Source organism: Micromonospora sp. WMMA1949 (genome assembly GCF_027460145.1).
Taxonomy (GTDB): Bacteria; Actinomycetota; Actinomycetes; order Mycobacteriales; family Micromonosporaceae; genus Micromonospora.
Genome location: NZ_JAPZBG010000001.1, coordinates 76,076 through 102,670, shown reverse-complemented (window position 1 = coordinate 102,670; position 26,595 = coordinate 76,076). Strand labels below are relative to the sequence as shown.

Sequence of the window (26,595 nt, the reverse complement as noted above, 5' to 3'; positions counted from 1 at the left end):
ACGGGGAGTTGTCATGGCGCCCTGCCAGCATGCTCCGAACCCGTTCAGAACCGTCCCTGTCCGATCGGGCGCGTCAATTGGTCTGGCGAAGGAGACCGCTTCGCACCGTGTCAAAGGGCTGTCGCTCGATGGCATGATGCAGCGGTGCTCCTCACGCGACGTTCCCGCCATGACGGCGTCGCGGCGCTGCTGGCCGGGTGCACCGATGGTGAACTGGCAGCGTTGTTGCGGGCCGCGTCACTCGACGGCGTGGGCGTGGGCGGCAGCTCTTCGATCGCCGACGTCGACGGCGTGCCCGTGTTCGTCAAGCGGGTCCCGATCACCGACCGGGAGCTGGCTCATCCGCACAGCACGGCGAACCTGTTCGGCATGCCAGTCCGTTGGCAATACGGCATGTACCGCCTGGCTGGTCCGGGCTTCGGCGCGTGGCGCGAGCTGGCCGCGAACCAGAGCGTCACTGAGGGCGTCCTCGCTGGCGAGTCGGAATCGTTCCCGTTGCTGCACCATTGGCGGGTGCTGCCCGGCCGCCCGCCGGTCGCGGCCGAGCACCTCGACATCGACGCCGTCGTCGCTCAGTTCGGCGGTAACCAGGCCGTGCGTGCGCGGTTCGAAGCGCTGGCGGGCGCCACCGCGAGCCTGGTGCTGTTCCTCGAACATCTCCCCGACGAGCTGCCTCGCTGGTTGAGCGACCCGGTCGGCAGAGCCGCGGCGGTCGAGCGGCAGCTGTTCGAGATGGTGGCGTTTCTACGTAACCGCGAGATGCTGCACTTGGACGGACACTTCGGCAATATCCGGGCCGACGAAGAGCGGCTCTACCTCGTCGACTTCGGGCTCGCCACCTCACCGCGCTTCGACCTGTCGGACGCCGAGCGCCACTTCGCTGCCCGCAATGCCGGTCACGATGCCGACTATGCTTCCATGCGGCTGGTGAACTGGCTGGCCACCTCGGTATGCGGGGTGCCCGGGCCGGTCGGCGGCGGTCCCGTCGCACGCGACCAGTTTGTGCGCCGATGCGCGGCCGGCGATATCCCACCGGACCTGCCGCCGCCCGTAGGGGAAATCATCGCCAGACACGCCCCCGCCGCTGCCCGGATGAACGACTTCTGCTGGCGCTTGTTCGACGGCGACCTTCAGGCCGAGTATCCCGGCAACGGGAATACAGTCCAGATCGTTGCGGATCGGGCGAGTTGAGCAATGGAACTATGCACTCACATCGGCAGATCCGCGCACTGCCGGGTCGACCAACATTACTGGCTGTAGTTGATCGTTGCAGAGCAAGCTCGGCCGCGAGCCGCAGCCGCACTTGCAGACGTCGATAGCTGCTGCGTACCCGGTGCCGTACCTGGCTCTGCACTCGAAGCCGTACGCCGACAGGAGCGCGCTCACCGGCGGCGGAGCGGACAGGTGCGCGGAGGGCTTCCAAGGTGGTGAAGCGGAGAATGACCGTGGGCCGCCCACGTGGGCGGCCACCTCAAATTGCTCGATCAGCCGATGAACGTGAGGCGTGTCAACACCGGCTGACCTCACACCCCTGTACCTCGGTCGTGCCTGGACCGGTCCTTAGTTGTCTGGTCCCTCGTGATGTGGCTGTAGATCGCGATGCATCGGAGGATCAGCTCGTGTGATGGCAGGGTCAGTAGCCGCTGCCGTTTGTCCTCGCGAAGCTTGTCCCAGATGAGGACAGTGACGCTGGCGGACCACACGTCCACAAGCACGCCGTCGATCTTGGCGTACTGCCAGGCGGCGACGATGCGTCGCAGCGTGTCGATGAGCGTGGCGTCGCCCGGCGGGTGGTTGGCGTCGTCGGGGCGGGCGGCCTCGGGCAACAGGGTGTAGCAGTCCTCGCAGGTGTAGTCGCTGCGCGGCGGGTCGTCGGTCGCCCACTGCTGCACGTCGGTGGCGGGTAGGCCACATACCGACTGCCGTAGATCGCGGGGGTGGCGGAGGTGGCCGGTCATCGGCGGGCCCTTTGGTATGCATCGAGCCCTCGGGTCCTGGGCGGAGTCACGTGAGGTGTCCGTTCCTTCGGGCCGGGGCAGCGGCGCGGGTGACCGCTGCCCCGGCGGCTATGGGTGTGCGGTCAGATCTTCAGTAGGTCGAAGGCGGCGACTTTCAGGTCGCCGGTGTTGCCGGTCAGCACCCGGTTGGCGCGGACGAGGTCGTTCTTGGCGGGCTGGTAGTGGTCGAGGTATTCGGTGATGGCCTGGTATCCGGCCCACCGGCTGCCGGTGATGGCTTTCTGGGTGTCGGCCTCGCGGATCAGGTACTTGAGGGTGCCGAGGCGTTGCTTGGCGTTGTTCTTGGCCTGCTCGGACGCGGTGTCCTTGACCGGCCATACCTGCGCGACGACGTTCTCGAACTCCCGCATGGTCAGCTCCGCGTTGAGCATCCGTTCGGCGGCCTTCTCGAAGGTCTCCATGTAGGTCCACATCAGGCCCAGGGCTTCGCGGGCCTGGCTGATCTGGGAGTTGACGTTGGAGGTGTGCCGGAAGGTGTAGTGGCCGACGGCGTGCTGGAAGGCGGCGCGTTGGGTGTTGGCGCAGACCACCCGGATCGGGCTGGCGTCTACCCGCAGGGCGGCGCTGCCGTCGTGGGAGGTGGTGCCGATGAGGTACAGGTCGAGGCGGTCCACCCCGGCGATCTCCATCGCGTCGGGCAGCTTCATCGTGACGAACACGCTCTTGCCGCGGCGCAGGCTGCCGGCGGTTTCGAAGTGGGCGCCGCCGACCTGATCGACGAGCCGGTCGAGCATCTCGGCGCACTGCTCGTTCTGGACGACCGTGTAGTCGGTGCCGACGATGCCCAGGTATTCGGTCTGGCCGGTGACCGGGTTGCGGCGTACGGTCATTCGCTTGTCGTCGGCGGGGACCTGTACCTCGGCTCCGTTGACGATGTCGATGCCGACGGTGCGGATGGTGCGGACGCCCCAGTCGCCGAGGCGGGCGGCGGCCATGATCTCTTCGGCCTTCATCGTGTCCTGGGTGACGGTGCCGAGCTGGTGCCAGGCCGACAGGCGTGCGCTGGCAAAGGCAGTCGTTCCGTCGGTGAAGGTCTCGAGTTCGTGCGGCACGGGGATGCTCCTCTCAATGTGCTGGCGGGGGCCGAGTACGCGGCTCGGCCCCCGCAGGGAAGTGGCGTTGGTCAGGACTGGTCGGTGCTGCCCGCGTCGGTCTCGACGGGGTTGTCGCTGTCGGGTTGCGTCGGGTGGACGAAGGTCAGCGGCGCGTCGGAGGCCAGGACGATCCGGCCGCTGGCGGCGGCCTTGGTGCAGTTGTTTCGCACGGCCCCGGAGCTGATCGCGCGGCCGAGTTGGCCGGCGAGCACGGTGGCGATGTCCTGCGGGGTCATCTGCTGGCCGGGGTTGGCGGCCAGGACGTCGAGGGTGAGTCTTTCCAGTTCGCCGCGGCTGAACGGTGGGCTGCCGTCGGCGTTGACGGTCCCGTCACCGCGCGGGTCCGTGCTGCGGGCGACGCGCGGCGTGCGGCCGGGTGCGCGCAGCGGCATGGCGACGACGTGGGTCTCGCCGTCTGCGTCGACGACGTGCAGCGTGCCGTCCGGTCGGATCAGGGGCAGCACCGCCGCTGCGGCGATCGGCATGCTCGTTTGGCCGCGGATGACCTGGGAGCACAGCGGGCAGCGGGGCGGCTCCGGGTTCGGGTCCACCTCACTGGCTCTGGTCGGGCCGGCGACCCACCGCTCGGGCAGGCCGGGCAGTCGACGGGCGGCGTCGGCCTGTTCCATCGCGGTCAGCAGCCGGGACGCGGTGGCGTGTCCGATGCCGCTTTCGGCCACGATCAGGTCGATGGTGGCGCCGGCGTCGCCGTAGTCGGCCAGGACTCCCTTGATGGCCATGACCTTGCGGTCACCGGGCCGCGCCGGCTGCACCGCAACGACGGCGGAACTCTCACCGGCCTCGCTGCTGTCGTCGTCGCGTTCGCTGCTGTCGTCGTGATCGGTCTCGTCTCCCGCCTCATCCGGCGCCTTGTCCGCGTGGTCGTCGCGGGATGGATCAGCTGCGCCGCCGTTGGCAGGTTCGCTGGCCGAGGTGTCGAGGTGCGATCCGATGAGCTGCTCGCTTTCGTCCGCGGCGGCGGTCTGCTGGTCGCCGAGATCGACGGCAGCGTCCGGTTCCGCGGCGGCGGCGCCGTCTGGGGCGGGCAGGGCCCACCGGGTGGACGCGCCGTCGGCCGCATCGGCGTCGTTGTCCACGGGCACGATCAAGCCGGCGTCGGCCAGGGTCTTGAGTGCCTTGTCGGTGGTCGAGCGCGCCTTCCCGGCGCGGTCGGCCAACTCGTGCACGTCGCCCTGGCCAAGGTCGGTCAGGGCGTCGAGGACAGCCTGCGCTGCAGGCGTCAGGGACAGGTCTTTCATGGGGTTCCTCTCTTGGAGACGTAGTTCGGATAGCGGCGCGAGTGAGGCCGCCCGGATGGTGAGCCGGGTCGCGGGTGACAGCCGGGGCGGCAGGCGCGCGTCGGGAGCGCCGTGCCGTGCGAGGTGTGCCATTCGTCGCCCGGTGAAGGGCGCCGCGATGAGACCGGTCGATTACCGGCCTGAGGTGGTGGGTGCGCCTGCTACGGGCTGCAGGGTGTAGAGGCGGTTCTCGGTGCGGTCCCGGTAGATGCCGGCGTCGCTGTGGGACAGCCGCACCGAGCTGACGCTGCCGGGCGGCCGACACCGGGCGTCGGAGCTGCCCACCCTGACGTGGGCGGTGCGTCCCGCGAGGTTGAGGGCGCGGCAGGAGTCGGTGTGCGGCAGAACGACCAGCACGGTGTCGCCGGGGTCGACGTAGCGCCGCCGTACCTGCTGCCCAGGGTGGGTCAACGCGTAGGCGGTCCGCGTCTCGTCGCCGATGAGGGCGTCGATCCGAGCGTGGGCGTTGCGGTACTCGCCGGCCAGGTCCTGGATTGTCTTCGCTGATCCCGCGATGGCGGCGGCGGATGCATGTAGGTCGTCTTCGTTGAGGAGTCTGGTGCGTAGGTGGTCGACGGCGAGCAGCAGCTCGTCGCGTAGGTGTCGGAGATTGTCGGCGGCCTCGGGTAGGTGCGCGGCGGCGGGGATGGGGTCGACGGCGTGTTGGTCGAGGGTGCGACCGGTCGCCGCGGTGATCCACCGCTCGACCAGGTTGAGGTGCGGCATCACGCTGCCCTGTCAGTCGGTGAGGTGGGCGAGTTCGGCGGGGGTGAGCTGGGCGGGGGTGCGGTTGTGCCAGGTGTCGGAGTGGCGCAGGTTCCACCAGCGCAGCAGCGTCCGGCAGGCCGAGGTGAGCTCACCCCGGATCGGCAGTGAATACACGGCGGCGAGCGGGACCTGATGCGCACGGGCGATGTAGGCAGTTGGCGCCCAGCCCCGACCGGTCTGGGTGACGTCGCCGACGATGCGCTGCGGGTAGGGGATGTCGAAGGATGCGGCGGCTTCGGCGTCGGGTATCACCAGCCACGTGTCCGGATCCTTGCGTTGCAGGGTCGCCACGCCGCGTGACGGGTCGCAGCGCCGCAGAAGCAGGTGTCGCTCGTCGCCTTCGCTCATGGGCCGGTGGTTGCGCCAGGCGTTGTAGCAGGCAGTGAGCGTGACGCCGAGGACGGCGTGCCGCTCCCGGGCGGCGAGAGCGTCGGTGACGACCTGGTGGTGGCCGGGGAGGTGCAGGCCGGCGTGCGCGGCCAGTCCTCGGCGGCCGGTTTCGGCGACTGCTCCCATTCGGGCGAGGGCCTGGTCGAGGTTGGTGGTGCTCTCGGTGAAGTCGAGCGCGGCCTTGTGCAGGAGGCGGGCGAGGTCGCCGATCGGTTCGGCGGTGGCGGTGTCGTGGCGCCACTGTTGCTCGGGCAGGACGTCGTTGGTGTCGGCGGCGATGCGCCGCAGCACCGGATCGGTCAGGAACATCAGGGGTCTCCTTCCAATGGTGTGGACATGGCGAAGGCCGGTCGCAGCAGAAGGGCTGCGACCGGCCTTGGTGTTTCAGGTCGGGAGGTGTCAGGCGATGGTGACGGCGCACAGCCGCGCGCGTGGGTCGAGGTGGCGCAGGTAGGCGCAGGCGTCGTTGAGGAAGCGGAACCGGTCGGCGACGGAGCCGCCTGCGGGGGTGAGGAGGCGACCGTCGGTGGTGATCAGCGCGTCGCCGACCAGGGCGATGCGCCAGTGCAGGCCGGTGTAGGTGGCTTCGCCGGCTTGGTAGGCGGGCAGCTCGTACGGGTCGAGGTGGTGGGCGAGCATCGCCAGGACGCGGGGTTGCTGCTCGAAGCGTCGGCGGGCCTCGTGGGCGCTGACCTTCGCGGGATCGGTGTGGTGCTGGGCGAGGTAGTCCTCGAACGGCCGGGCGACGGGAGTGGTCGCGGCGACGTGGGTGTGCCAGGTACGCCAGCGCAGGGCGGCGTCGTGTGCGGCGGTGGCGGCGGTGCCGGTCAGGTCGAGGCGATTCTTGCGGCCGCCGGCGGCGATGGTGATCGCGCCGAAGCGGCGGGCGGCGTCGAGCAGGTAGTAGCCGATGAAGCGGGTCAGCCAGCCGATGAGGCGGCGGTGTCGGACGCGGTAGCGGCGCGACGGCGTGCCGTTGGCCTGCAGAAGGTCGTGGACCTTTTCGGAGGCGGCGAACCAGTCGGCGTCCTGGCCGGGGGCGAAGCAGACGGTGATGACCTGGTCGGTGAGGGACGTGTTGGTGGGTGCGGGCATGACGGGGTGCTCCCTTCGCGAAGGCGCGGTTCGACTGCGGGTGTGGTGGTGCCACCGGGATGCGGCGTCTGTGGCGAAGTGCTGCCGGGAAAGGCGCGGGGCGGGGTCACGGGGCCGACCGGATGGTGGGCCGAGGGGTGCCCCGCTGGCGTGGGCAGATCCGGGGAGAACAGACGGGCTGCGGTGCGAACAAAAGAGAAGAAGCTGCACCGTAGCGTCGTGACCTGACAGTACGCCCTCGACCAGTAATCGTGATCATGTGCTTCACCTGCGTTGACAGGTTCCGGCGGGTCGGCTGACAGGTCATGTCAGAGGACGAAGACTCCGTCGTCGAAGTTGGGGTTGTCCGCCACCGGCTGACCATGGTCGGTGGGTAACTGCGCGAGCCCGACTCGGCCGGTGGCGCCGACCGGCAGCCACACCGCTTCGGCTGGGTCCGTGTCATGGGTGGCGGTGGCGACGAGGACGTCGCCGCGTCGCCCGCGCAGGAGCCGGTGCAGGTGTTCCTCCCGGGCGGCGCTGCCGAGCCAGAACAGCACCGGGTACCGGATGCCGACGCGTCGGGTCAGGGTGGCGTAGCGGTCGAGTTTGCCGATCAGCCGGCCCAGCGGCTCGGCGCCGGTGTCGGCCTCCAGCCAGAACCCGACGCTGGCGCCGGCGGCGGTCCAGATGCCGTGGCCGTCGGCGGTGATGGTGCGAAACTGCCGGGTGGTGCTGCGTTCCGACCACCACCGGTCCAAATGCGTCTCCGGATGGCGCCGGGTGTGGGCCTTGAGCCGGACGAAGAACTCGTTGACGGTGAGCAGGTGGGTCAGGGTCGGGCTGGCCGACACCCGTTGCACGGCTTGCCGGCTCGCCCGCGCGGTCGGCTCGGGGCGCTCGTGGGCGGCGGCCTGGAAACGACGCCCGTTGTGGCCGAGGGTCCAGTGCCACGGATGGCTGCCGCCGCCCGTGCGCGCGAACCGGAACCGGTCCAGCAGGCCCAGCCCGTACAGCTCGCTGAGGCGGATCTGGCAGGTACGTCGGGCCAGGAAGAACAGCTGGTGGATCTGATCGGTGGTCAGGACCTGATGGTCGTCGAGGAGTCGGAGCAGCTGCCGGTCCCGACTGGTGATGTGCGGGTAGATGGCCAGCAGGTCAGCAGAGCGCGATTGCGGCATAGGTGCTCACCCCTGCGGAGAGAGTCCCGGTAGGGAGTCTGGACGAGTTGATCTCGCGGACAGGCCGACGGCAGGCCAGGCACGGGCAGGTCAGGCACCTGACAGACGGCTGGGGGAGGGCTCGGGCGAGGTCTCGTCTCGCCGACACCCCCAAGCGAGCCCTCACCGCAGCACCCGGACGAGGCCCGAAACGAGCAGGCCTTTGCTCAGCGCTCCCGGCTGGCCATCCGCCGTTTCATCGCCGAGCGGGCGACCTGCTGCATCGGCGGCTCACCGTCGGCGCGGCGGTGCGCGGCGGCGCACTCCTGCCGGATCGCGGTCGCCTCACCCACCACCTCCGCCGGCGGGTTGGTGGTGAACGTGAACGCAGGCAGCTCCCGGTTGCCGACCAGCAGCCGCGCGGCGGCGGTGTAGACGTCGAGGTGGGCGAGGTCGTGCTCGTCGAGCTCCGGTCTGGTGTGGCGGGACAGTTCCCGGGCGTCGGCAGGGTCGACGTTGAAGAACAGCTTCGACCGGGCGTTGGCGGACACCGCCGCAGCGACATCCTTCGGGAGCTGCGCCAGGTCCTGGTGCGCCAGCACCAGACCCAGCCGGAACCCTCGCGCCTCGGCCAGCATGTCCCCGACCGAGCCGGGCAGGGTCAGGAAGTTCTGACACTCGTCGACGTACAGCACGGCGTCGCGGCGCAGGTCCTCCAGGATGCTGGCGCGGGCGATGGCGGCCTGCCACACGCGGGCCACGATCAGCGAGCCCAGGATCCGCGTCGTCTCCTCCCCGAGCACCCCCTTGGGCAACCGGCACAGCAGCACCCCACCGTCGAGCACCCCACCCATGTCGAACGAGCTGTGCGCGTTGCCGATGACCGACTTGACGAAGTCGCGCAGCAGAAACGCCCGCAGCCGGGCCAGGACGGGGGCGATGACCTGCCCGCGGAACTGCTCGTTGATGCCGTCGTACCAGACCCAGAACCCGCCGAGACCGTCCGGGTCGTCCAGGCCGTGGGTGAACCGGGCCCGGAAGTCCTTGTCCTGCAACAGCGACGGCACGAGGCTCAGCGTCGGTTTGGCGTGGCGCATCAGCGTCAGGCACGCCACCCGCATGGTGTCGTCCATCCGCGGCCCCCACTGCCCCTGGAATATCTTCGCGAAGATTCCCACCAGGTTGTCGACCGCCAGGTGCGGGTCTCCTCGGTCATCGAGCGGGTTGAAGCAGCCGGGGTTCTCCTGGTCCGGGTCGATGATCACGATCTTGTCCGCGGAGGTGGCGGGGAGCCGGTCGAGGATGTCGGTGATCAGGTCTCCGCGCGGGTCGATGACCACCGTGCCCCGGTCGGCTTTGATGTCGCCGAGGATCATGTTCAGCAGCAGCGTGGACTTCCCGACGCCGGTCTTGCCGACCACGTGCACGTGCTGGCGGGCGTCGGTGACGGTCAACCCGACCTTGTGGCGGCCGATCTGCGCGCGGCCGAGCATCTTGACGCCACGCCCACCGCCGGGGACCTGCACGGGCGCCGGCACAGCCTTGGCTCGGGCGCGGTCCAGGCCGGGCACGGCGAGGTCTTGCGGCAGCGCGGCGAGGGCCGCGAGTTCCGCCACGGTGGCCAGGAACCCCCGCCGCAACCGGCGCCCGGCGAGGGTGGCGACCGGGTGGGGCATCTTCATGCGCCGCAGCCGGTTCGGGCCCGTGTACGCCGCGGCCGCCGAGGCGATCGTGTGCCCCAGCCCGATCAGCCGCTCACGGATGCGCTTGGCCCGCCCCGCATCCAGTGGTGTGGTGTCCGGGTCGCGGGCGACGGCGAACCGGACCGCGATCTCGAAGTGCGGCACCCGCACCGCCTTGTCCACCACCGTGCGGGCCTCAGCCGCGGCCACCGGATCCCGCTCGGCCACCCGACCCGCCGCAGCCGAGGCGCGCGGCGGCCTGGACGGGCCGGGCGTGAACACGTCGAGCAGCCACAGCAGCGGCTCGACGGCCAGCCTCGCCATGCCCGACACCGCCCGCGCGGCCAGGTCCGGCCGCCCGTGCGGGTGGGTGGCGGCGGTTGCCGCGGCCCGGCGGGCGGCGCGGACTCGGCGGGCTCGCGCCGGCCGGGCGAGGACCTGCACGCAGGCGTGCTCGCGGGGGCCGACCTCGGCGCCGGCGGCGAGCAGCGCCCGCAGCGGATCAGTGTCGTGGTCGCCGCGCAGCGGCAGCCCATCGGGGTGCTGCGGCCAGTGCGCCCCACCCACCCCCTCACCGACCAGCGGCGGGATCGGCGCGGCGGCATCTGCGGTGGTGATGGTGGCGGCAGGCCAGGCCGCGCGGACAGCGGCCTCGACCGCGCCGGGCGGCACCGTGCCGGGCACCCAGACCCGGATGATCAGCGCGCGGCCGGTCCACGTGTACTCCCAGCCGACATGCGGGTAGCCGAACACCCGGCGGCGCCACACCGACGGCGTCAGGACGCCGGTGAGGGTGGTCCAGAACGCTGCGGCGGCCTCGGCAGTGACCTGCGGTGGGGCAGCGACGGTCAGCCATCGCGCGCCGGCGGTGAACCGCCGGTGCCGCCAGGCGAGCACCTGGTCATGCCCGAACACCGCCGCGACAACGATCGCGGCGGCGACGAAGGCCAGCCACGGCCGGGCGAGCACCCAATGCCCCATCTCGGCGGGCCAGCCCGGGGTGACGGTCACTCGGTCTCCCCGATGCCCGTGACGGCGATCGTGTGCTCCGCGGCCGACCCGACGGCACGGAACGGGATCCGCGACCTGCCCGCGACGAGCAACCCCTCGCCCCGGGGCGCGGCCAGCAGCAGCCGCGCCTCACCCGCGGTGAGGTTGAACGCCTCCACGACAGCGTCGATCGACTGGGTGCTCTGGCGCATCAGCACCTGCGTCGCGGCGTTGGACACCACGGCGAGCCCCAGGTCGGTCGACAGCACATCAGCCGCGTCCTGCGTGACGACGCACAACCCCGCCGACCGCTTGCGGGCCGCCTTCGCCATCCGGAACAGGAACCGCGCGCCCTCGCCGTCGCGCATCAGCAGCCAGGCCTCATCCACCACCACCAGATGCCGACCCCGGCTAGTGCCGGCCGGCGGGGTGTCGATGCCCGACCAGATCGAGTCGAGCGCCAGCAGCGTGCCGATGGTCCGCAGCTCGTCGGGCAGGTGTCGCAGCGACCAGACCACCAGGTGCCCATGCGGGACCGTGGTGGTGGGCCCGTCGAACAGGCCGGCGAAGTTCCCCACCGTCCAGGGAACGAGCCGGGCGGCCAACTGCCCGGCCGCCGGGTCCCCGTCCCCGGCGAGCACCTCGGCCAGGTCACGCAGCAGGGGAGCGGGCTTCGTCCAGGTGCCCGGGTCGCCGTTGATGCCGGCCCGGGCGTAGGTCGCGGTGATGGCCCGGTCCAAGGCGGCGCGTTCGGCCGGCGGCGGGGCCGCGCCCAGCATGACCGCGATCAGCGTATGCAGGTACAGGCCGCGTCGGGTGAGCGTGTCGGGCCGCCGGTCGTCGGGCAGGTCGAGCGGGTTGATGCGCACCCCGGGCACGCCCAGCTGCACGACCGTGCCGCCGACGTGGTCGGCCAGCGGCGTGTACTCGTCCTCGGGGTCGATGACGCTGACGGTCGTTCCCTGATACAGGTTGCGCAGAACGTCGAGCTTGACGAAGTAGCTCTTGCCCGCCCCGGAGCGGGCGAGGACGACCGAGTTGTGGTTGTCCTGCGCCCACCGGTTCCACACCAGCACCCCGTTGGAGGTGGTGTTGACCCCGTACAACACCCCCTCCGCCAAGGGAATGCTGCCGGGTGTGGGTGCGGGAAGGTCCGGGGAGGCGAGGGGAAACGCCGCCGCCAGGGCGGTGGTGTCCAGCACGCGGCGCATCCGCAGCGGGTCCACCCCGACCGGCAACGTCGAGAGCCAGCCCTGCTGGTGACGGAACGTCGCCGGTTGCAGGTCCAGCAGCACGCTCGCCGCAGCGGACTTCACGCCTGCGGTGAGGGTGGCGAGGTCGTCGAGGGTGCGGGCGTGGAGGGTGACGTAGATGCCGACCTCGAACAGCTTCGCCGCCCCGCGGGCGACACGCTCAGCCAGGTCCGCAGCATCCGCTGCGGCGGCCTCGACCATCGGGTCGCCCAGCCGGCCGGCGTCGGCGTCGAGGCGGCGGGAGGATTCGAGGCGGGCGCGTTGCCGCTTCAGCATCGGCGCGGCCAACTGCGGCACCACCGGGTCCAGGTGCACGGCGACGTCGACGCGTCCCGGATAGGACAGCAGCGGGTCGAGCCACGCCGGGCCGACCTCCGCCGGGTAGCCGCACACGACGTAGGTGGCGGCGTACCCGTCACCAACCCGCACATGCGACGGGGTACGCGACAACGCGGCCGGCGACGGCATGCCCTCTACGCCTCGGACACTCTTCTTGGGTTTTAACAGGTTCATGTGCTGCTCCGCAGAGTGATGGGGACGCCGGGCACCGCGCGCGGGCCGGGCACTGGTGGGGAGAACGGGTCGACCGCGCCCGCGAGCGCGGCGCACACCGCAGACCCGTCCAACACGGCGGCGTGCACGCCGAGCCCGGACAACGCCCGCACCGCGGTGTCGCCCGCTCGCGCGCCGGTGACGACCGCGAGGACCTGCCGGCGCAACGGATCACGCTCGCTGTCAAGCTCTAGCAGGAATCGGGCGTGGTCCTCGGCGGCGGCCTGCAGCGCCCGGTGCGGCAGGCGCCGGGCGTGATCGGCGACAGCGCTCGCGTGTGCGCCCAGGTCGTGGCGCTGCGCGGCCACGACGATCTGCGCCGGCCCGGTCAAGCCGTTGAGGAACCGGCCGAACCCGTCCAGCAACGCGCCCTGCTCCCCGCCGGTGCGCAGGTGAATGTTGGTGGTGCCGCAGGCGATCACCACCTTGTCGCTGCCCCCGCTGGTGAGCACACCAGCGGGGCTGACCGCCGTCACCGGCGACCGCAACAGCGCCGGCACGACCGGCTTCCCCTCCACGGCCGCGCCCGGGACGGCCCGGGCCGCCCCGGGTGTCAGCACGCGGGGGCTGTGCGAGAGCGTGAAGGCGTGCCGCAGCCACACGTCCAACGGCAGGCCGTCGCGGCAGCCGAGCGCCACCACGACCGCGACCGCGAACACGACAGCACCGCCGACGAGCCACACGGGCCGCGGCAGCAGATGCCCGAACGAGCGGTAGACACCGGCAGCGGCCAAGCCGACGCCGCCGATGATGCCGAGCTGACGGAAGGTGAGCCCGAACGCGACCCGGTCCGGCTCGTTGACGTTGGCCGGCACCACCGCACGCGGCGTCGCCTCATCCAGATTGTTCATTGATCACTCCGGGCTGGGGTAGACGCCGGGCATGTGGCGGTAGGGCGGTCGGATGGGGTTGCTCGACGCCAGCGGCGTGCGCCGGACCGGGGCGGCTCTGAGTCGGCCCAGGTTGCGGGTCATCCCCTGCAGGGCCACCGTTCGCAGGACGACGCCGCCGATGCCGACGCTGCGGCCCTGCTGACCGGAGAACCGCCGCACCAGGCTCGGAACCTTGACCGTCATCCACAGCACGACGACCACGAGCAGCAGGTTCAGGGTGTCGGAACCAGGCAGGCCGAGCAGGACCGGCAGGTTCCCCCGCGGATCGATCACCAGGTTGACGCCGGCCGAGAACGTGACCGCCTGGATCGTCGGGGTGGCAAGACAGCTCAACACCGACCGCCACCACAACTGCGCGACCCCCTCGGTCCAAGGGGTCGCGTGGCACGCCAGGGCCACCGGTGCGACACCGGCCAACACGACCAGCACCGCGATGCGGGTCAGCCAGCCGCTGACGAGCAGGAACATCAGCACCACGATCAGCAGCCCGATGATCAGCATCAGCAGGCCAGAACTCGGGTCCCCCATCCCGGAGGCGAGCCGCGCCTTGACGAAGGTGACCGCCTCGGTCGTCGGGGCGTCCACCCCGGCAAGCGACGCGGTGAACGCGTTCGCCACCTCAATGAGCACGCCGGTCAACGGAACCGCGAACGCCGACAAGACCAACCCGACCACGAGCCGCGGCATCAGTTGCTTGACCGTGTAACGGGTCTCGACGGAGTCGCCCAGCATGACCGCGGCGCCCGCGGCGACGATCGCGAGAATGAAGCAGGCGTCGACCACGAGCGCGCTCTTCCCGGCGATCGACTGCACCTGCGGCAGCCCGGTCACATCCGGCGACACGAAGATCCAGGACGTCAGGAAAGCCAGCAGGCCGCCGAGAAGATCGATCACCCGCTCCGCGAGCCAGCGGACCAGATCGTTCATCACCCAGGTGGTCATCCTCAGCCGCCGAGGATGCCCTGCAACACCTGCAGGATCACTGGGGCCAACACCGCCAAGGCGTAACCGACCAACGCGGACTTGAAGTTGCCCTTGGCCTGCTCGACCTGGGCAGGATCACCCCCGGCGGCCATGTACCGCAGACCACCAATGACCAAGAACATCGTCGCGACCAACGCGATGATGCCCATGATCCAGCCAGTGATGTTGGAGATGACCTGATTGATGGAATTGACCGCCACCGGCTGCGGCGCGGCGGCGATCCCCGACAGGACGGACAGCGTCAGGTGCATGACGGCACTCCAGAATGGTTCTGTGAGCCGCCCAGCGGGGACCTCGGGGGAGGGGCCGGTGGGAGTCGGTGGGGGCGCTCCTCCCTCGCGGTCTAGCGCAGGGATCGCGGTGTCAGTACGCCACGCCAGCCATGCCGAACTCACCTCAGGCCCGCCACGCGAACGACCCCCGCCCGGCGGGCATGCCATGGAGGACATGCACCGCCCAGAACTGTGCTGTCAGACAGATCGAACCCACATGTCGCCTGTCACGCCCTAACACCCGACCAGTCAACGAGCGGGCGAACATTTGATCCGTGGCCCTGCTGTCAACGCCGGCTGAACTTCTCAGGCGGAGCCGACACCTGCCCGGGTTCGGCGCTGCTTCAGCACAGGCTGCTGATGCGTCTCGGCCGCTGACGCCGGCAGTGGGCGCTGGGGTTCTACCGCTCATTGCGGGAGTAGGCGACTATGGGCAGATGTCCAATGCACGTAAGGTGGCCGTCGTGGGTGGACCGCTGACCATCCTTGTGGCCGCCGCAATCTTCGGGGCCTTGCTGTGGAAGCAGGACCGCACAGCTGGTGCCTACTGGGTCGCCATCGCTGGCCTTGTGGTCGCGGTGACTGCCCTGGTGGTGACTTGGCTTACCTGGGTCCGTCCGATGAGCCCACCTTCGTCGAGTCGCTCAGCCGCCGGCGGCAGCCCGGACGTCAATAGAGTCAAAGGCGACAAGTCGTTTGGATCCGCGACCAACAGCCAGGTCGTGTACGGCAACCGAAACCGTCTTGGAGAAGGTAAAAAAAATGACCGATGATGGTGCCGCTGGGCGAGCGGACAAGAACACCGTCAAAGGCAATCGGAGTTTCGGCTCAGCTCATCGTTCGACGATCATTCACGGCGACAATAACATCATCTATCCATCGCCGGACTCCGATGACGGCGACGAGGATGCTGCGGAGGAGGAGCCAGCCCCTGCGTCCCATCCCTTCCCCTGGAAGTTGATCGGTGGCGCAGTCGTGGCCATCATCATCATCTTCAACATCATTCCAGGCCCGCCCGAGCCCAAGTCTTCTTTTCCCGCCGAGAATGGCACACGACCGGCCGGATCGAACGACCTCGCTGTCCTTGCGGCGGCCCTTGACGGACTGCAAAGCTGCGCGAAGGCCCTGGTGTTGCAACCCCAGAACTGCCCCCAGCAGGTCAAGGACTGGGCGGCCAGCGACGCCACGACCGTCACATGGCGGATCCACGGTGTACCAGGCGACGGTGCCGTCATCCACTACAACGGCGAGGAAGGCCGCTTCCACGTGCTCGGCACTGCGGTCATGACGGCGTCCTACGTGACTGCATCCGGTCCCGCCCTCAAGCTGAGGGTCATCCAATTTTGGGCTCGAGTCGAGTGGGCGGCGGGAAAGGCAAAGCTAGCAGAACTGAGAAACTACGACGATACGCCCAGGCCGGTTACGGAGAAGCGCAATCCGCAAGTCCCTGATGAGCTCGCGTTGTCCTTAGTGAAGGCTGCCTTCGAGAGATGTGTGAAGACAAAGAAGTCGCGGCTGCCTCCCGAATGCCCTGATACTTATTCAGGTGCCGGGTCGAGCAGGGTCAGTTGGAAGCTTAATGGCGACCCTTCCATCAACGCCAAGCCGCGCTTCGAGCCGTCAACCGGGCTTATCCATGTCGAGGGTGATTACTCGGTGACGGCGTCGTACAGTCAGCTGTTCTTCGGAGCGACGTCCGAACCAGCCAGCGGAAGATACGACGCCGTCTTGTCCGTCGATGACGGGAAGCCGCAGGTGCTGCGCATCAGCACGGTATAACCTCGCCGCAGATGACAGAAACTGTTCGCAGCGACCCGCACTGTGTCGCCCAGCAAACTCGCCCACTCATGAGCTCTCCATCCCTGGGCATCTCAACCGATTGATCATGCAACTATGCCGGCATCACGATCGACTTCGCCTTGCCTCAAGACCTGCCCGAAGCCGTCAGAACGGGAGTAGTACCAGTCTCACGAGGGCATCAACTGCCGCAGAGCGGCACCGGCTCATCGAGGCCCCATGACGATGTGCGAGGAACCGCCGGTCGCTGAGCGCCTGGATGTAGCGGATGAACCGGCTACGCTGACGCCTTCGGGCGGGCGGGAGAAGAGCCCACGAGCGACCAGGCCGGTCGCGCACACCGTCGAGCGGGCAGAGAGGGCTAGACAGAAGTGCACGACTTCCAAGACGGCGTCGCAATCGTTACCGGGATCGGCTGGGCGGCCTTCTTGTTTGCCCTAACCGTTCTCGGCAAGACCAACCCGGGGAACATGCGAGTCAGGGCTTGGGTGCTCAACGCCTGGGCGGTCTACCAGCTGTTCTACGCTGTTGTGATCTGGCAGGCGGATGACGGCGGGGCAGTCTGGGGATTGGCATTCGTTGCGCTCGCCGTTTGGCTGCGACACCGGGCGCGCCGCTGGGACCAAGCTTCCCGGGGGTGATTCATGGCGGGATGCCGGCGACCAAGCCGTACTCAGCGTCGCCGACCGGAACAAATCGGGCGCAGTGAACAGGACCGGTCCGGCGATTAGGCACACCGCGGAGGGCAACTGACTCGAGGACGGACGTTGGCTCGCTGTTTGCCCATAACCATGGTCAGGGCCTGTGCGCCCGGTGCCCGGAAGGACTTGGGCCGGACAGGTCGCCCCGTCTGACAGCGGCGGCGATGAGGTGTTCGGCGCGACGCCTGCGCATCCTCAGTGCAGGTGCGGTCACGCCGTGTTTGGCGGCTAGGTGCTCGATCAGGGCGTCGCCGAAGCGTGTCGCGCTGATGAGTGCGGCGGTGTCGGGGGTGATCAGGCCAGCGGCAGCTGCCCGGCCGAGCAGCAGATCAGGATGCCCATAGGGCATTCTGGGTGTCCGCGAGCCGATTGCGAGGTCGGGTGGCAATTCCTCACCATCGTCGACCTTGACGACCGCGACTGCGGCGCGCCAGGCGGCCCAGCACAACCGGAGCCATAACCGAGGTGGTGCCAGGTCTGCGGTGCGGAGAGCGCTGAGGAAGCCAGCGAGGACTTCGGAGTCCACATCGTCGGCGTGCCTCGGACTGCCTCGGCTGACCCTTGCCGCAAGGTGTGTCAGCGCGGGGAGCGCGACGCCGATCGCGCCTACAACCCAGGCTGGTCCCCACTCGCGGGCGTGGTGGGCCAGCTGTCGCCACAGCACGTCTGTGGTGTCGCTGCTGTGATGCTCGCTCAGCAGCAGGGTGCGTAGCTCGTCCAGCGGCAGTGGCCTGTCCGGCAGACCTGGCACCGGCCGTGCGTCGAACATCAGCGGTGCGGGTTCGCAGGTCAGCAATGCGAATGCCTTCTCGGCGGTGGTCAACGCTGTGTCGGTTGGCGTCGTGTGCGTCGTTGATGCCATGGTGAGGTCCCCTCGACCGGAGGACGTCGCCTGGTGCGACGTTCCCGAGGCCCTCGATTGGGACAGCTCGGCCTGACACCAGAGTCGGTTGTCAGGGTCGGACGGGTCGTGCCCTGCCCTGTCAGGTCCACACCGGTCAGAGCGGGTCATGCCTGCTTACCCCGCGTCGCGTGCCGGCCGGGTGATGGGTCCTGTCAGACCGGGGGTGGGTTCGATCGGCCTGTCAGCGTGGCCCTGGGAATCGTCAGTACGTCCGCCGGTCCGGGGGCCACCGTGCCTATGACCGACAAGAAGCCGCGTCGCGCACCCGATCCTGTGGGGGATGTGGTGCCCGGCGACCCGCCCGTGCCGATCACCGTGTGGCCGGTCCCCGCGCCGCAGGCGGGGGAGACCATGTCCAACGCGATGGGGGTGCGGCTGGTCCACAATCTCAGCCACCGATCCGATCTGATCATCGACTTGGCGGTGGGGCCGCAGTTGGCCCGCGCGATTATCGGCACGCAGCGCCGTGCTCATCTGATCCTGGCGGATCCTGGAGAGCGGGGCCCGGAGCCGGCGACGCTGATCGTCTCCGGATGGCCGCCCCACGATGCTGCCGCGCCGGAGGAGTTCTTCACCCGCTGCCGTACGAGGCTGCGGCCTGGTGGCTGTGTCGCGGTGCTGCTGCCGCACGACGACGTTGCCCTGCCTGTCGACGTGGTCGTCGCCGCCAAGCGCACCGGACTGATGTATCTGCAGCACATCGTGGCGGCTGACCGTCCGCCACGGCGCGGCCTGCGCACGCACCTCGACATCCATACCGACGTGCTGATCCTGACCCGAGGCGTCACGCAGCTCGGCGACGGCCATGGGTGACTCGCTGCCGATCACCTCGGTGTGGCTGACCTGCCAGATACCCGCCCGTGACCAGCGCCGCGGCCGGTACGTTCCGACGACATCGAGCCATCCGGCCAAGATGCTGCCCCACGCGGCCGCCCACGCCATCACCACCTACAGCCGGCCGGGGGATCTGGTTTTCGACCCGATGTGCGGGGTCGGGACCACCCTGGTCGAGGCCATGCACCTCGGCCGTCATGGACTCGGCATCGACATCGAACCTCGCTACACCGCCATCGCTGAGGCCAACATCGCTCTTGCCACAGGGCAGAACGCTCCGGGAACCGCGCGGGTGTTCACCGGCGACGCCACCGGACTGCTCGACCTGGTGCCCGCCACCGTCGTCGGCCAGGTTGGGCTCGTGCTCACCTCGCCGCCGTACGGACGCGGCACTCACGGACTGGTCCAGACGACGAGCGCAGGCGTGCGCAAGCGGCACCACCACTACGGTGACCGGCAGAGCGGAAACCTCGCCTACGGTGGTTGGTCGCGTCTGTTCGACGGGTTCGCCGCGATCCTCGCCGCCAGCTACCAGCTTCTGCGCCCGGGCGGGATCGTCGTGATCACCTGCCGGCCGGTGCGCCGCCAGCGCAACGACCTGATAGATCTGCCTGGCGAGCTGCTCACCGTCGCCCGGTCGGTCGGGCTGATCCCGGTGCAGCGGTGCGCAGCGATGCTCGCCGCTGTCCGCGACGGGCATATCGTCCACCGGGCCAACATGTTCGTGCTGCTGGCTGTGCGCCGCGCCCGCGACGACGGCATTCCCATGCACTTGATCGCGCACGAGGACGTCCTCGTGCTTCAGCGTCCATAGACGCCTCCGTTGGCGCTCCCGCCGAGGTGCCGGCTCGCGGCGGCTGGGCTGTCAGGGCCTGACAGATAGCCAGTTCTGACACGTGGGGCCCTGCCTCCGGGAGCCCGCATAGCCTGAGGATTCCTTCTTTTCTCTTTCTTTGCGCTCGTCTGACGCATCCGCGACGGCATTCGCCCACCGCTTCGGTCGGCCGCCAGCGCCAGCCTCAGAACGCCGCAATCCATCAAGCCCGCTCGCGCCTTTGTGGCGATCGCGCGTAGCAACCGTCGGTCAGGCGGCCACCACTCGGGTGGCCGCCTGCCGCCGTACGTCACCAGCCGGAAGTCGCCACCGGTACCACCACTCGGCTTCAGGTCTATGCACCCCCGCCCGGCCCAGATGCCGTCGGCAATCCCATCCCTTCGACCCGAGTCACATTGTGGAGGTCATCGTGTCGTTACCCGAGAACAAAGTGACAGTCCGCTCGCCGGCCGATCTGGCCGCCGCCGTGCCCTACCTCATCGGTTTTCATCCCAGCGAAGGCAGCGTCGTCGTCATCGCCTGCAACGGCCGACGGATCGTCTTCGCCGCACGTGGGGACCTGCCCGCCGGCTCAGAGTACGCACACCAGCTGGACGCCCTCGCCGATCAGTTCATCCCCGTCGTGCAGCGGCAACAGCCACTCACCCACGTGGTGATCATCGGCTACGGCACGCCGGACCCCATCGACCCGGCGCTGCGCGCCCTCCGCGACGCCTTCGCCGCCGCCGGACTGCCCGTCGTCGACTTGCTGCGGATCGCTGGGGATCGCCTGTTCAGCCTTATCTGCGACAACCCTGCCTGCTGCCCGCCCCAGGGAACCCCGTTCGACCCCATCGCATCAACGGTTGCGGTCCGGGCGACCATCGCGGGCGTCGTGGTTCGACCCGACCGAGCGTCGATCGCCGGCCAAATCACGCCGGTGAGCGGCGCCGCGCGCGACGCCATCCAACGGGCCAGCCGCGAGGCGCGCATCCGACTGGAGGCATTGCACGTGGTCGGCGGCACCGCGATGTATGAGGCCGGTGAGCGGGCAGTCCGCGACGCGCTACGTCGACACGACGCGGGAACGCGTCTCACCAATGACGAGGTGGCATGGCTGACCACATTGCTGGTCGACCGGGACATCCGGGACCTCGCCGTCGGCCTCACCGAGCCACACAGCCGGCACGTCGACTTCTGGGCCGACATCACGCGCCGCGCCGACGAGCCACTCGTACCGGCGCCGGCCACCCTGCTCGCCGTCACCGCCTGGCGCTGCGGCGACGGTGTCCTCGCCGCCATGGCCGCCGAACACGCCCTCCACATCGACGGCACCTACCAGTTCGCCGAGACGGTCCTTCACGCCATACAGGCCGGGGTACCCCCGACCGTCATCGAGGAGGCCCTCGCCGACGCCGATTCCGAACCCCTCGCTCTGCCCGACGACCCGATGGAAAAGGAGTAAAGATCATGGATCCCGTTCGCGCCATCCTGCTGGCCCTCGCCGGCAAAGCGGAAGAAGCCCGGTTGCGTTGGTATGCCGAGCGTGCCGCCGTGCGCGCCCGCGGCGAAACCCCCACCCACGGCAACTCGTGGCCTTACAGCGTCCAAGCCGACCACTGCCTAATCACCGCCATCACCGCAGCCGACCTGCCCGCGAACTTCCGTCTCTACGACACCTCGCTGTCCCGAGACCCCCTCGCCGCAGCCGCGCAACTCCGCGAAGTCGCCTCCGCCTACGACCACAGCGGCCCAATCGAGGCCGAACACGAAGCAGCCCGCCTCGCCTACAAGCAGGCCTTCGCCGAACCGCTCACCCCACAGGAACAGCACTACGTCAACCTGCTCGCCAGCCTTCCCACCGCACGCCGCGACAAAATCATCGAAGCGGCGGAGGAACGCGCCCGACACCGTCCGGCCTGAGTCCCCGGCCCGATGGACGCCTGCCGCCAGGGCCATCAGCCTCCCCTCGCGCCTACCGCAGAACGCGCCTTCAGGCCCGAGCGGCGCCAGCCTTCCCCGAGGGGTCAAGAGCAGGGGGGTGCGGCGCCGGAAACCAGTGCCACTGGCGGTCTCCGCGCCAGCCTTCGCAGCCAGCAGGCCATCGGAGGCAGCGACTCGGCAACGTCGCGAGATCTCCACGAAAGGAACCCATGAGCCTCTACACCCTCATACCCAAGCCAGGCTTCGACCGGTACACGATCCAGGTCGGCTGGAACCCACACCGCACCTACATCGCCACCCTCGTCGACTTCACCTGGGACCCGGTGACCGAACCCGATCGGCAACCCGACGTCATCCACCTCGGCCGGGTCGAGACCATTCTCGACCCGGCCGAAGTGCTCTCGGCCCTTGAGCCCTACGCCGAGATCCCCGCCGACCTTCCGGCCAGACTCCGCGCCGACCAGGCCAAACACCCGGTACGCCGCTGACACCATCCCGCGACCAGTCACGAGGTGACTGGCTGCTGTCGTATCTGCAGCGCGGTTCGACGTGCCGCTGTCCGGCGCCGCCGGCCTGGCCCTGGCCCGAACGCTCCGGCCACCAGTGCCGCGAGTCCTTGCAGCAGGAACCGAAACCGGCCCGCCACTGGCGGGCCGTCGTCGTATCAGGACCCGGGACGCGCCGCCTGGAAACGTCCGCGTCCCGGGTTCTCCCGAAAGGAGGACCCCAGTGTCCCGACCACTGCTCATGATCGCCACCGCTGTGGTGGCCTACGTCCTGGGCCGGCTCAGCGCCTGGCCGACCATCCACCGCCTACGCCACCAGCTCGCCGGCACCCACCGCTCGATGCTCCACGATCCGCTCACCGGCATGCTCAACCGCGCCGGCCTCCACGCCGCCCACACCGCCCTCGCAGAGGAAGCCCTCGCCCAGCCGATCACGGTCGCCCTGATCGACCTCGACGACTTCAAGCACGTCAACGACACCCACGGCCACGACCACGGCGATGACCTGCTCATCGCCATCGGCGACCGCATCACCGACCTCGCCGCCCTCCACGGGGGCGCCGCCGCACGGCTCGCCGGCGACGAATACGCCGTCCTCCTAACCAGCCGCGCTGGCGACCCGGACCGCATCGCCGACGCGCTCGCGACGATCATCGCCGAGCCCGTCGCCCTCGACACCGACGAGCACTCTGTCACCGCCAGCATCGGCCTGGCGATCGTCGAAGCCACCGATCCGCTCACCGACGTCGCGCTCCACCGGGCCGACGTCGCCATGTACCACGCGAAGCGCAACGGGCGGAACCGTCACGTCACCTACCAGCCAGGCATGACCATGCCACCCGCCCCGCACCGCCGCGGACCACGCCTGCGCGACCGCCGACGCCCGATCGACGGAGCCCCAGCATGACCGCCCCACCCGAAGAGATGGCCTGCCGCACCTGCCTGGTCCCGCTCAACACCTTGGGTACACCGCCCACCCACGTCCACCCGGTCCATCTCGCCACCGACGGACACGTCCCCGTGCCCGTCCCGGTCAGCCAACTCGCCACCGTCCGCCGGACCTGCGACTTCTGCGGCGACTCCTACCCGATCTGGACGCTGCACGGCGCAAACGTCACCGCCGTCGCCATCGGCTCCACCGCCACCTTCGTGCAGAACTTCGGCGAGACGTGGGCAGCATGCGCCACCTGCCAAACCCACATCGACGACGGCCGCCCAGACCTGGTCGTCGACCGAGCCGTCCAAGCCCTCGACGTCGGCACCAACCCGGAAGTACGAGGGCGCATCCAGGAACTGCACCTGGCATTCCTCGCCGCCCGCCTCCCCAGCCGCACGCTCCTCACCACAACCCCCTGGCCAGCGGCATCCATCGCAGCCAAGGACCTGCCCAAGGTCCGCGACCGGCTCACCCACCTCTACCGAGGCAACGACGACCTTCCCGCTTCGCTCGGACTCACCGGAAGACGCGCCCAGGTCGCTGACGGACTCGACCAGTCGCGCCTGTACTGGATCGACGACGACTTCACCGACCTCGCCGAACACGCCGCCACCCAGCTCACCGCCCTCACCATCGGCCACGACCTCGGCCCGCCGGCCAACGTACTCATCACCTGGTCGCGGCCCGTGACCCAACACCAGATCACCGCCGCCTCCTGGACCTTGGCCACCGACGGCTGGCAGGTGGTCCTCTACCGCGCCATCGGGGCCGGACTCGAAGGCAAACCCCTGCAACGGCTCCGGGAGCAAGTCGGCTGGCTCGTACCCATGACGGCCGCCCACCTCACTGAGCAACATCTGATCGATGCCGACCACCCCGCAGCCGCCCTGTTCGCTACATGGCTGCTGATCACTCAGAAGGCCGCAGAGGTCGACGTCGCGAGAGTCGACAAAAACATCGTCAACGCCTATGCCCGTACGAAGCGGGACCAACCAGAGGTGCGCATCGTGCGGATCCGCGGCCGCCGCAGCCCGAGCGACGCAGCAGAGACGATGCCGGGGGAGCACGGCCGGCGTCAGAGTAGCCGGTTCTGGGTTTCCGGCCACTGGCGCAACCAAGCCTACGGCCCAGGCCGATCGCTTCGCCGCCCGGTCTACATCAATCCATTCCTGAAAGGGCCAGCCGAGTCCCCGGTGAAGACCAGTACCACCGTTCGCATGCTCAGGAGCCACAAACCGCAGGGTGAGGAGCCGACCCCGCGACCAGCGTGACCTGATGTCAGGTGGTGGCAGGGGCCCGTCCCCTGTCACCACCAACAGCAAGGGCCACCTCTGCGTACGGCCTCCACGGCGAGACCATCAACCGAAACGCACCAGGCGACTGAGCTGCGGAGGGCCAAGGACGCGCGCCGCCATGACACGGCGATGGTGACGCTCCTTCGTCCGGGCCCCGGACGAGTAGACGACTATGTTCACACCGAAGAGGTCACTGGTTCGATCCCAGTATCGCCCACCATGAGTATGTGCAGGTAGGAAGCCCGTCACCGGAGTCATAGGTAACGGGCTTCCGCGCTGTTGCCCCTAAATTGGGAGCAGATTGGGAGCAGGAGCTCCGTAGGGGGCAAGCCCGTTGATGGGCCCACCCTCTGGCTAGCGTAACGGTGACGCCGCCCAGGGCAGATAGTTAGGCGCGGCGCTCCCAACTGGTCGTTCCGTGCTGGAGTTGGCACGCGTAAGCGGAAGAGCCCGCTGGCCCAGCGGTGCCGAACACTCAGTTGGTCCGATGTAGCTCAAGGTGCTCGCGGCGGGATCCGGGCGAATAGTTTGGCGCGGAACCTGTGGTCAGCGCGAACGGCCGGCCACGCAGCAAGCCGGCTGGCTCGTCTGGGCATAGGCTCCCACCTAAGCCCGACAGAGTCGGCTAGCCCAACCACCGATCGAGTCTGCAGCGGCAGCCCAGGGGTTCTCAACGACGGTAACCCGAAGTATGTTTACGCCCACGGAGCGCGTCGGTGTGGGCCTGGGGCAAGGTGGATGAGTTACGGCAGGTACAACCACCAGGGGTATTTCGGTGAGAGCTTCGTGCGGGTCCTGGCCAGCGCCGCCGGTCTTATCGCCGGGCAGCAGGACGTAGACCACACCGGGGTGGACTTCTCGATCGACTTTCCGGGGACGCGCGGCACGGTCCGCTTTCCCAAGATCGAGGCGCAGGTCAAGTCCTGGTCCAGCCCCAAGGGCACCGACCTGGACTGGCTCTATCCCATGGACGTGCGGCATTACAACAACCTCGCCGGCGAGGGGTTCGCGGTCTCGCGTTACCTCTTCCTGGTCATTGTGCCTGCGGATGCCGGTCAGTACGCGCAGGCGGACGAGACTTCCCTGCGGCTCAGTCACTGCGGATACTGGACGTCGCTACGGACGTCGCCCGTGATCGACCAAGCAACGCAGCGCCACGTCACGGTCCCCGTGCCGAAGCGGAATCTGCTGACCGTCAAGGGCTTACGATCGCTTCTCGAGCCCCGTCTGGCGCAACGAGTGTCTGCGTCATGATGCCGTCGATCGCCATGAGTGCTGACGAATTTAGCGCAGCATCGGGGCTGACACCCGAGACGTTGAGCCGCTATCTGGCGTCCACCGGCTGGACGCAGGAGCAGCGACTCGAAAGGGCGACCCTGTGGTCGCGTAGCGAGGATGACGGCGACTTCCAGGTGCTGGTGCCGGGCGATCAGGGCCTGCGTGACTACGCGAGTCGTGTCTCCGACTTCCTCACCACCGTGGCGGCGGTCGAGGAACGTCCGATCCGGTTGCTCCTCGACGATCTGGAGACCACCGGCGCGGACACGCTCTCCTTCCGGTTGTTGCCGGGCGGCCCGTCCGGCACCATTCCCCTGTTCAACGCGGTGGACGCGTTGGCGGGAGTGCGGGAACTCGTCGTCTCCTCGACCTACGCCCTGATGAGCGAGCAACCGATGCTGGTTCAGGGGCGCCGGCCGGAGAGCGCGCTGGACTTCGCGCGTACCGTTCGACTGGGAACGCCACGCTCGGGGAGCTGGGCGATCGCGGCACGGCTCGCCGTCCCGCGTACCGACGGGAACACGGGTGTGCCGCTCGCCCGCCGCGTGTCGTTACAGATGCACAGCGCGGTGCGGGCATGCTTCGCCGCCTCCGGTGAGGCGCAGCGCGACTTCGACCTCGGGCTCTTCCTTCGCCGTACCGGTGAGGGCGTGTCGGCCAACGTCTGCGACGCCCTGGCCAAACTCGGCCGCGACGGCGTTCCCTACGACGTCAGGTTCAACTGGGCCGCACAGTTGGCCTCCACCGTGCCGGCTCGTTCGTTCCGCTTCAACACCCGCCGGATCGAGGTGCTGCACACGGCAGCGGAGCAGCTCAAGGTGGCCGTCCCGGACGGCGAGGTCACCGTCGAGGGCCAGGTCAGCAAACTCCGGCGAGACATCGGCGAGGGCGGCCAGGCGACCGTGCGGGGACCGATCTCCACGGTGTACGGCTCCTCGGAACGATCCGTGCGGGTACTCCTGCCGGATCTGCTCTATCAGCGACTCGTCGAGGCGCACGGGCGCCGGCAGCATGTGCGGGTCACGGGAATCGCGGTACGCGGGCGGATCGAGCGCGTTTCCCGCGTCGATGTCCTCAGCGACACCACCGCGTCCTGACCCGCCCACCTGTGGCGCTTCAACCGCTCGTACGACCGGTTGGCGCTCTTGATTCGATTC

26 protein-coding genes are annotated in these 26,595 nt (G+C 69.1%); 13 read left to right on the top strand and 13 right to left on the bottom strand.

Annotated elements, in window-relative coordinates; genetic code table 11:
- Positions 1–144 precede the first annotated feature (144 nt).
- On the top strand, positions 145–1,191 hold the full coding sequence (locus tag O7607_RS00375; protein WP_166457694.1) for a serine/threonine protein phosphatase: 1,047 nt from the start codon (positions 145–147) through the stop codon (positions 1,189–1,191).
- A 332-nt stretch (positions 1,192–1,523) separates the two neighbouring features.
- Here the strand turns inward: O7607_RS00375 and O7607_RS00370 are convergent, their stop codons facing one another.
- From O7607_RS00370 to O7607_RS00315, 12 genes are all read right to left on the bottom strand, one after another.
- Positions 1,524–1,958, bottom strand: a complete 435-nt coding sequence (locus tag O7607_RS00370) for a hypothetical protein (protein ID WP_269700219.1) — start codon at positions 1,956–1,958, stop codon at positions 1,524–1,526.
- A 122-nt stretch (positions 1,959–2,080) separates the two neighbouring features.
- Entirely contained in the window at positions 2,081–3,070 is a 990-nt protein-coding gene (locus O7607_RS00365) for a DUF932 domain-containing protein (protein WP_269700218.1), read from the bottom strand.
- Positions 3,071–3,141: 71 nt separating this feature from the next.
- Positions 3,142–4,371 carry a MarR family winged helix-turn-helix transcriptional regulator gene (locus tag O7607_RS00360; RefSeq protein ID WP_269700217.1) on the bottom strand — a complete coding sequence of 410 codons (1,230 nt, stop codon included), beginning with the start codon at positions 4,369–4,371 and terminating at the stop codon, positions 3,142–3,144.
- A 171-nt stretch (positions 4,372–4,542) separates the two neighbouring features.
- Positions 4,543–5,136, bottom strand: coding sequence for a hypothetical protein (locus tag O7607_RS00355; RefSeq protein WP_269700216.1), 594 nt, complete (start codon positions 5,134–5,136; stop codon positions 4,543–4,545).
- A 12-nt stretch (positions 5,137–5,148) separates the two neighbouring features.
- Complete coding sequence (locus O7607_RS00350; protein WP_269700215.1) at positions 5,149–5,877, bottom strand: hypothetical protein; 729 nt, start codon at positions 5,875–5,877, stop codon at positions 5,149–5,151.
- Positions 5,878–5,967: 90 nt separating this feature from the next.
- Positions 5,968–6,663: a hypothetical protein gene (locus O7607_RS00345; protein WP_269700214.1), complete on the bottom strand. Its 696-nt coding sequence runs from the start codon at positions 6,661–6,663 to the stop codon at positions 5,968–5,970.
- Between the two features lie 308 nt (positions 6,664–6,971).
- Entirely contained in the window at positions 6,972–7,823 is an 852-nt protein-coding gene (locus tag O7607_RS00340; protein ID WP_269700213.1) for a replication-relaxation family protein, read from the bottom strand.
- Positions 7,824–8,029: 206 nt separating this feature from the next.
- Positions 8,030–10,465 (bottom strand): type IV secretory system conjugative DNA transfer family protein, encoded by a 2,436-nt coding sequence (locus O7607_RS00335; protein WP_442929510.1) that lies wholly within the window; start codon positions 10,463–10,465, stop codon positions 8,030–8,032.
- Positions 10,466–10,491: 26 nt separating this feature from the next.
- Complete coding sequence (locus tag O7607_RS00330) at positions 10,492–12,240, bottom strand: VirB4 family type IV secretion system protein (protein ID WP_269700210.1); 1,749 nt, start codon at positions 12,238–12,240, stop codon at positions 10,492–10,494.
- The gene (locus O7607_RS00325) at positions 12,237–13,130 is read right to left on the bottom strand and encodes a PrgI family protein (RefSeq protein ID WP_269700208.1); all 894 of its coding nucleotides are present in this window, start codon (positions 13,128–13,130) and stop codon (positions 12,237–12,239) included. The genes O7607_RS00330 and O7607_RS00325 overlap by 4 nt, the downstream gene beginning before the upstream one ends.
- Before the next feature lie 3 nt (positions 13,131–13,133).
- Entirely contained in the window at positions 13,134–14,114 is a 981-nt protein-coding gene (locus tag O7607_RS00320; protein ID WP_269700207.1) for a conjugal transfer protein TrbL family protein, read from the bottom strand.
- A 2-nt stretch (positions 14,115–14,116) separates the two neighbouring features.
- Positions 14,117–14,407 carry a pilin gene (locus O7607_RS00315; protein ID WP_269700205.1) on the bottom strand — a complete coding sequence of 97 codons (291 nt, stop codon included), beginning with the start codon at positions 14,405–14,407 and terminating at the stop codon, positions 14,117–14,119.
- 485 nt (positions 14,408–14,892) lie between these two features.
- Between O7607_RS00315 and O7607_RS00310 the strand changes: the two genes are divergently transcribed.
- The 3 genes from O7607_RS00310 to O7607_RS00300 all read left to right on the top strand — a co-directional run bounded on the left by O7607_RS00310 (position 14,893) and on the right by O7607_RS00300 (position 16,866).
- Entirely contained in the window at positions 14,893–15,201 is a 309-nt protein-coding gene (locus tag O7607_RS00310) for a hypothetical protein (RefSeq protein ID WP_269700203.1), read from the top strand.
- A complete protein-coding gene (locus O7607_RS00305; RefSeq protein ID WP_269700201.1) occupies positions 15,191–16,207 on the top strand; it encodes a hypothetical protein in 1,017 nt (338 codons plus the stop codon). Before O7607_RS00310 ends, O7607_RS00305 begins: the two co-directional genes overlap by 11 nt.
- 389 nt (positions 16,208–16,596) lie before the next feature.
- On the top strand, positions 16,597–16,866 hold the full coding sequence (locus tag O7607_RS00300; RefSeq protein ID WP_269700199.1) for a hypothetical protein: 270 nt from the start codon (positions 16,597–16,599) through the stop codon (positions 16,864–16,866).
- Positions 16,867–17,020: 154 nt separating this feature from the next.
- Here the strand turns inward: O7607_RS00300 and O7607_RS00295 are convergent, their stop codons facing one another.
- Positions 17,021–17,788 carry a hypothetical protein gene (locus tag O7607_RS00295; RefSeq protein ID WP_269700198.1) on the bottom strand — a complete coding sequence of 256 codons (768 nt, stop codon included), beginning with the start codon at positions 17,786–17,788 and terminating at the stop codon, positions 17,021–17,023.
- 279 nt (positions 17,789–18,067) lie between these two features.
- Between O7607_RS00295 and O7607_RS00290 the strand changes: the two genes are divergently transcribed.
- From O7607_RS00290 to O7607_RS00250, 9 genes are all read left to right on the top strand, one after another.
- Positions 18,068–18,643 carry a hypothetical protein gene (locus O7607_RS00290; protein ID WP_269700196.1) on the top strand — a complete coding sequence of 192 codons (576 nt, stop codon included), beginning with the start codon at positions 18,068–18,070 and terminating at the stop codon, positions 18,641–18,643.
- Positions 18,636–19,478: a TRM11 family SAM-dependent methyltransferase gene (locus O7607_RS00285; protein WP_269700195.1), complete on the top strand. Its 843-nt coding sequence runs from the start codon at positions 18,636–18,638 to the stop codon at positions 19,476–19,478. The genes O7607_RS00290 and O7607_RS00285 overlap by 8 nt, the downstream gene beginning before the upstream one ends.
- A 418-nt stretch (positions 19,479–19,896) precedes the next feature.
- Complete coding sequence (locus O7607_RS00280; RefSeq protein WP_269700194.1) at positions 19,897–20,943, top strand: DUF4192 domain-containing protein; 1,047 nt, start codon at positions 19,897–19,899, stop codon at positions 20,941–20,943.
- Positions 20,944–20,948: 5 nt separating this feature from the next.
- Entirely contained in the window at positions 20,949–21,401 is a 453-nt protein-coding gene (locus tag O7607_RS00275; protein ID WP_269700193.1) for a hypothetical protein, read from the top strand.
- Between the two features lie 230 nt (positions 21,402–21,631).
- Positions 21,632–21,910, top strand: coding sequence for a hypothetical protein (locus O7607_RS00270; protein WP_269700192.1), 279 nt, complete (start codon positions 21,632–21,634; stop codon positions 21,908–21,910).
- Between the two features lie 241 nt (positions 21,911–22,151).
- On the top strand, positions 22,152–22,835 hold the full coding sequence (locus tag O7607_RS00265; RefSeq protein WP_269700191.1) for a GGDEF domain-containing protein: 684 nt from the start codon (positions 22,152–22,154) through the stop codon (positions 22,833–22,835).
- Positions 22,832–24,136: a hypothetical protein gene (locus O7607_RS00260; RefSeq protein WP_269700190.1), complete on the top strand. Its 1,305-nt coding sequence runs from the start codon at positions 22,832–22,834 to the stop codon at positions 24,134–24,136. The genes O7607_RS00265 and O7607_RS00260 overlap by 4 nt, the downstream gene beginning before the upstream one ends.
- Positions 24,137–24,898: 762 nt before the next feature.
- On the top strand, positions 24,899–25,414 hold the full coding sequence (locus O7607_RS00255; protein ID WP_269700189.1) for a DUF4365 domain-containing protein: 516 nt from the start codon (positions 24,899–24,901) through the stop codon (positions 25,412–25,414).
- Complete coding sequence (locus tag O7607_RS00250) at positions 25,414–26,535, top strand: hypothetical protein (protein WP_166457850.1); 1,122 nt, start codon at positions 25,414–25,416, stop codon at positions 26,533–26,535. The genes O7607_RS00255 and O7607_RS00250 overlap by 1 nt, the downstream gene beginning before the upstream one ends.
- The last annotated feature ends 60 nt before the right edge of the window (positions 26,536–26,595 follow it).

Excerpts from the sequence above, each read along its gene's own strand:
- O7607_RS00370 (WP_269700219.1), bottom strand. The coding sequence starts at position 1,958 with ATGACCGGCCACCTCCGCCACCCCCGCGATCTACGGCAGTCGGTATGT.
- O7607_RS00360 (WP_269700217.1), bottom strand. The coding sequence starts at position 4,371 with ATGAAAGACCTGTCCCTGACGCCTGCAGCGCAGGCTGTCCTCGACGCC.
- O7607_RS00355 (WP_269700216.1), bottom strand. The coding sequence starts at position 5,136 with ATGCCGCACCTCAACCTGGTCGAGCGGTGGATCACCGCGGCGACCGGT.
- O7607_RS00350 (WP_269700215.1), bottom strand. The coding sequence starts at position 5,877 with ATGTTCCTGACCGATCCGGTGCTGCGGCGCATCGCCGCCGACACCAAC.
- O7607_RS00345 (WP_269700214.1), bottom strand. The coding sequence starts at position 6,663 with ATGCCCGCACCCACCAACACGTCCCTCACCGACCAGGTCATCACCGTC.
- O7607_RS00340 (WP_269700213.1), bottom strand. The coding sequence starts at position 7,823 with ATGCCGCAATCGCGCTCTGCTGACCTGCTGGCCATCTACCCGCACATC.
- O7607_RS00335 (WP_442929510.1), bottom strand. The coding sequence starts at position 10,465 with ATGGGGCATTGGGTGCTCGCCCGGCCGTGGCTGGCCTTCGTCGCCGCC.
- O7607_RS00330 (WP_269700210.1), bottom strand. The coding sequence starts at position 12,240 with ATGAACCTGTTAAAACCCAAGAAGAGTGTCCGAGGCGTAGAGGGCATG.
- O7607_RS00325 (WP_269700208.1), bottom strand. The coding sequence starts at position 13,130 with ATGAACAATCTGGATGAGGCGACGCCGCGTGCGGTGGTGCCGGCCAAC.
- O7607_RS00320 (WP_269700207.1), bottom strand. The coding sequence starts at position 14,114 with ATGACCACCTGGGTGATGAACGATCTGGTCCGCTGGCTCGCGGAGCGG.
- O7607_RS00315 (WP_269700205.1), bottom strand. The coding sequence starts at position 14,407 with ATGCACCTGACGCTGTCCGTCCTGTCGGGGATCGCCGCCGCGCCGCAG.
- O7607_RS00305 (WP_269700201.1), top strand. The coding sequence starts at position 15,191 with ATGACCGATGATGGTGCCGCTGGGCGAGCGGACAAGAACACCGTCAAA.
- O7607_RS00295 (WP_269700198.1), bottom strand. The coding sequence starts at position 17,788 with ATGGCATCAACGACGCACACGACGCCAACCGACACAGCGTTGACCACC.
- O7607_RS00290 (WP_269700196.1), top strand. The coding sequence starts at position 18,068 with ATGACCGACAAGAAGCCGCGTCGCGCACCCGATCCTGTGGGGGATGTG.
- O7607_RS00285 (WP_269700195.1), top strand. The coding sequence starts at position 18,636 with ATGGGTGACTCGCTGCCGATCACCTCGGTGTGGCTGACCTGCCAGATA.
- O7607_RS00275 (WP_269700193.1), top strand. The coding sequence starts at position 20,949 with ATGGATCCCGTTCGCGCCATCCTGCTGGCCCTCGCCGGCAAAGCGGAA.
- O7607_RS00270 (WP_269700192.1), top strand. The coding sequence starts at position 21,632 with ATGAGCCTCTACACCCTCATACCCAAGCCAGGCTTCGACCGGTACACG.
- O7607_RS00260 (WP_269700190.1), top strand. The coding sequence starts at position 22,832 with ATGACCGCCCCACCCGAAGAGATGGCCTGCCGCACCTGCCTGGTCCCG.
- O7607_RS00255 (WP_269700189.1), top strand. The coding sequence starts at position 24,899 with ATGAGTTACGGCAGGTACAACCACCAGGGGTATTTCGGTGAGAGCTTC.
- O7607_RS00250 (WP_166457850.1), top strand. The coding sequence starts at position 25,414 with ATGCCGTCGATCGCCATGAGTGCTGACGAATTTAGCGCAGCATCGGGG.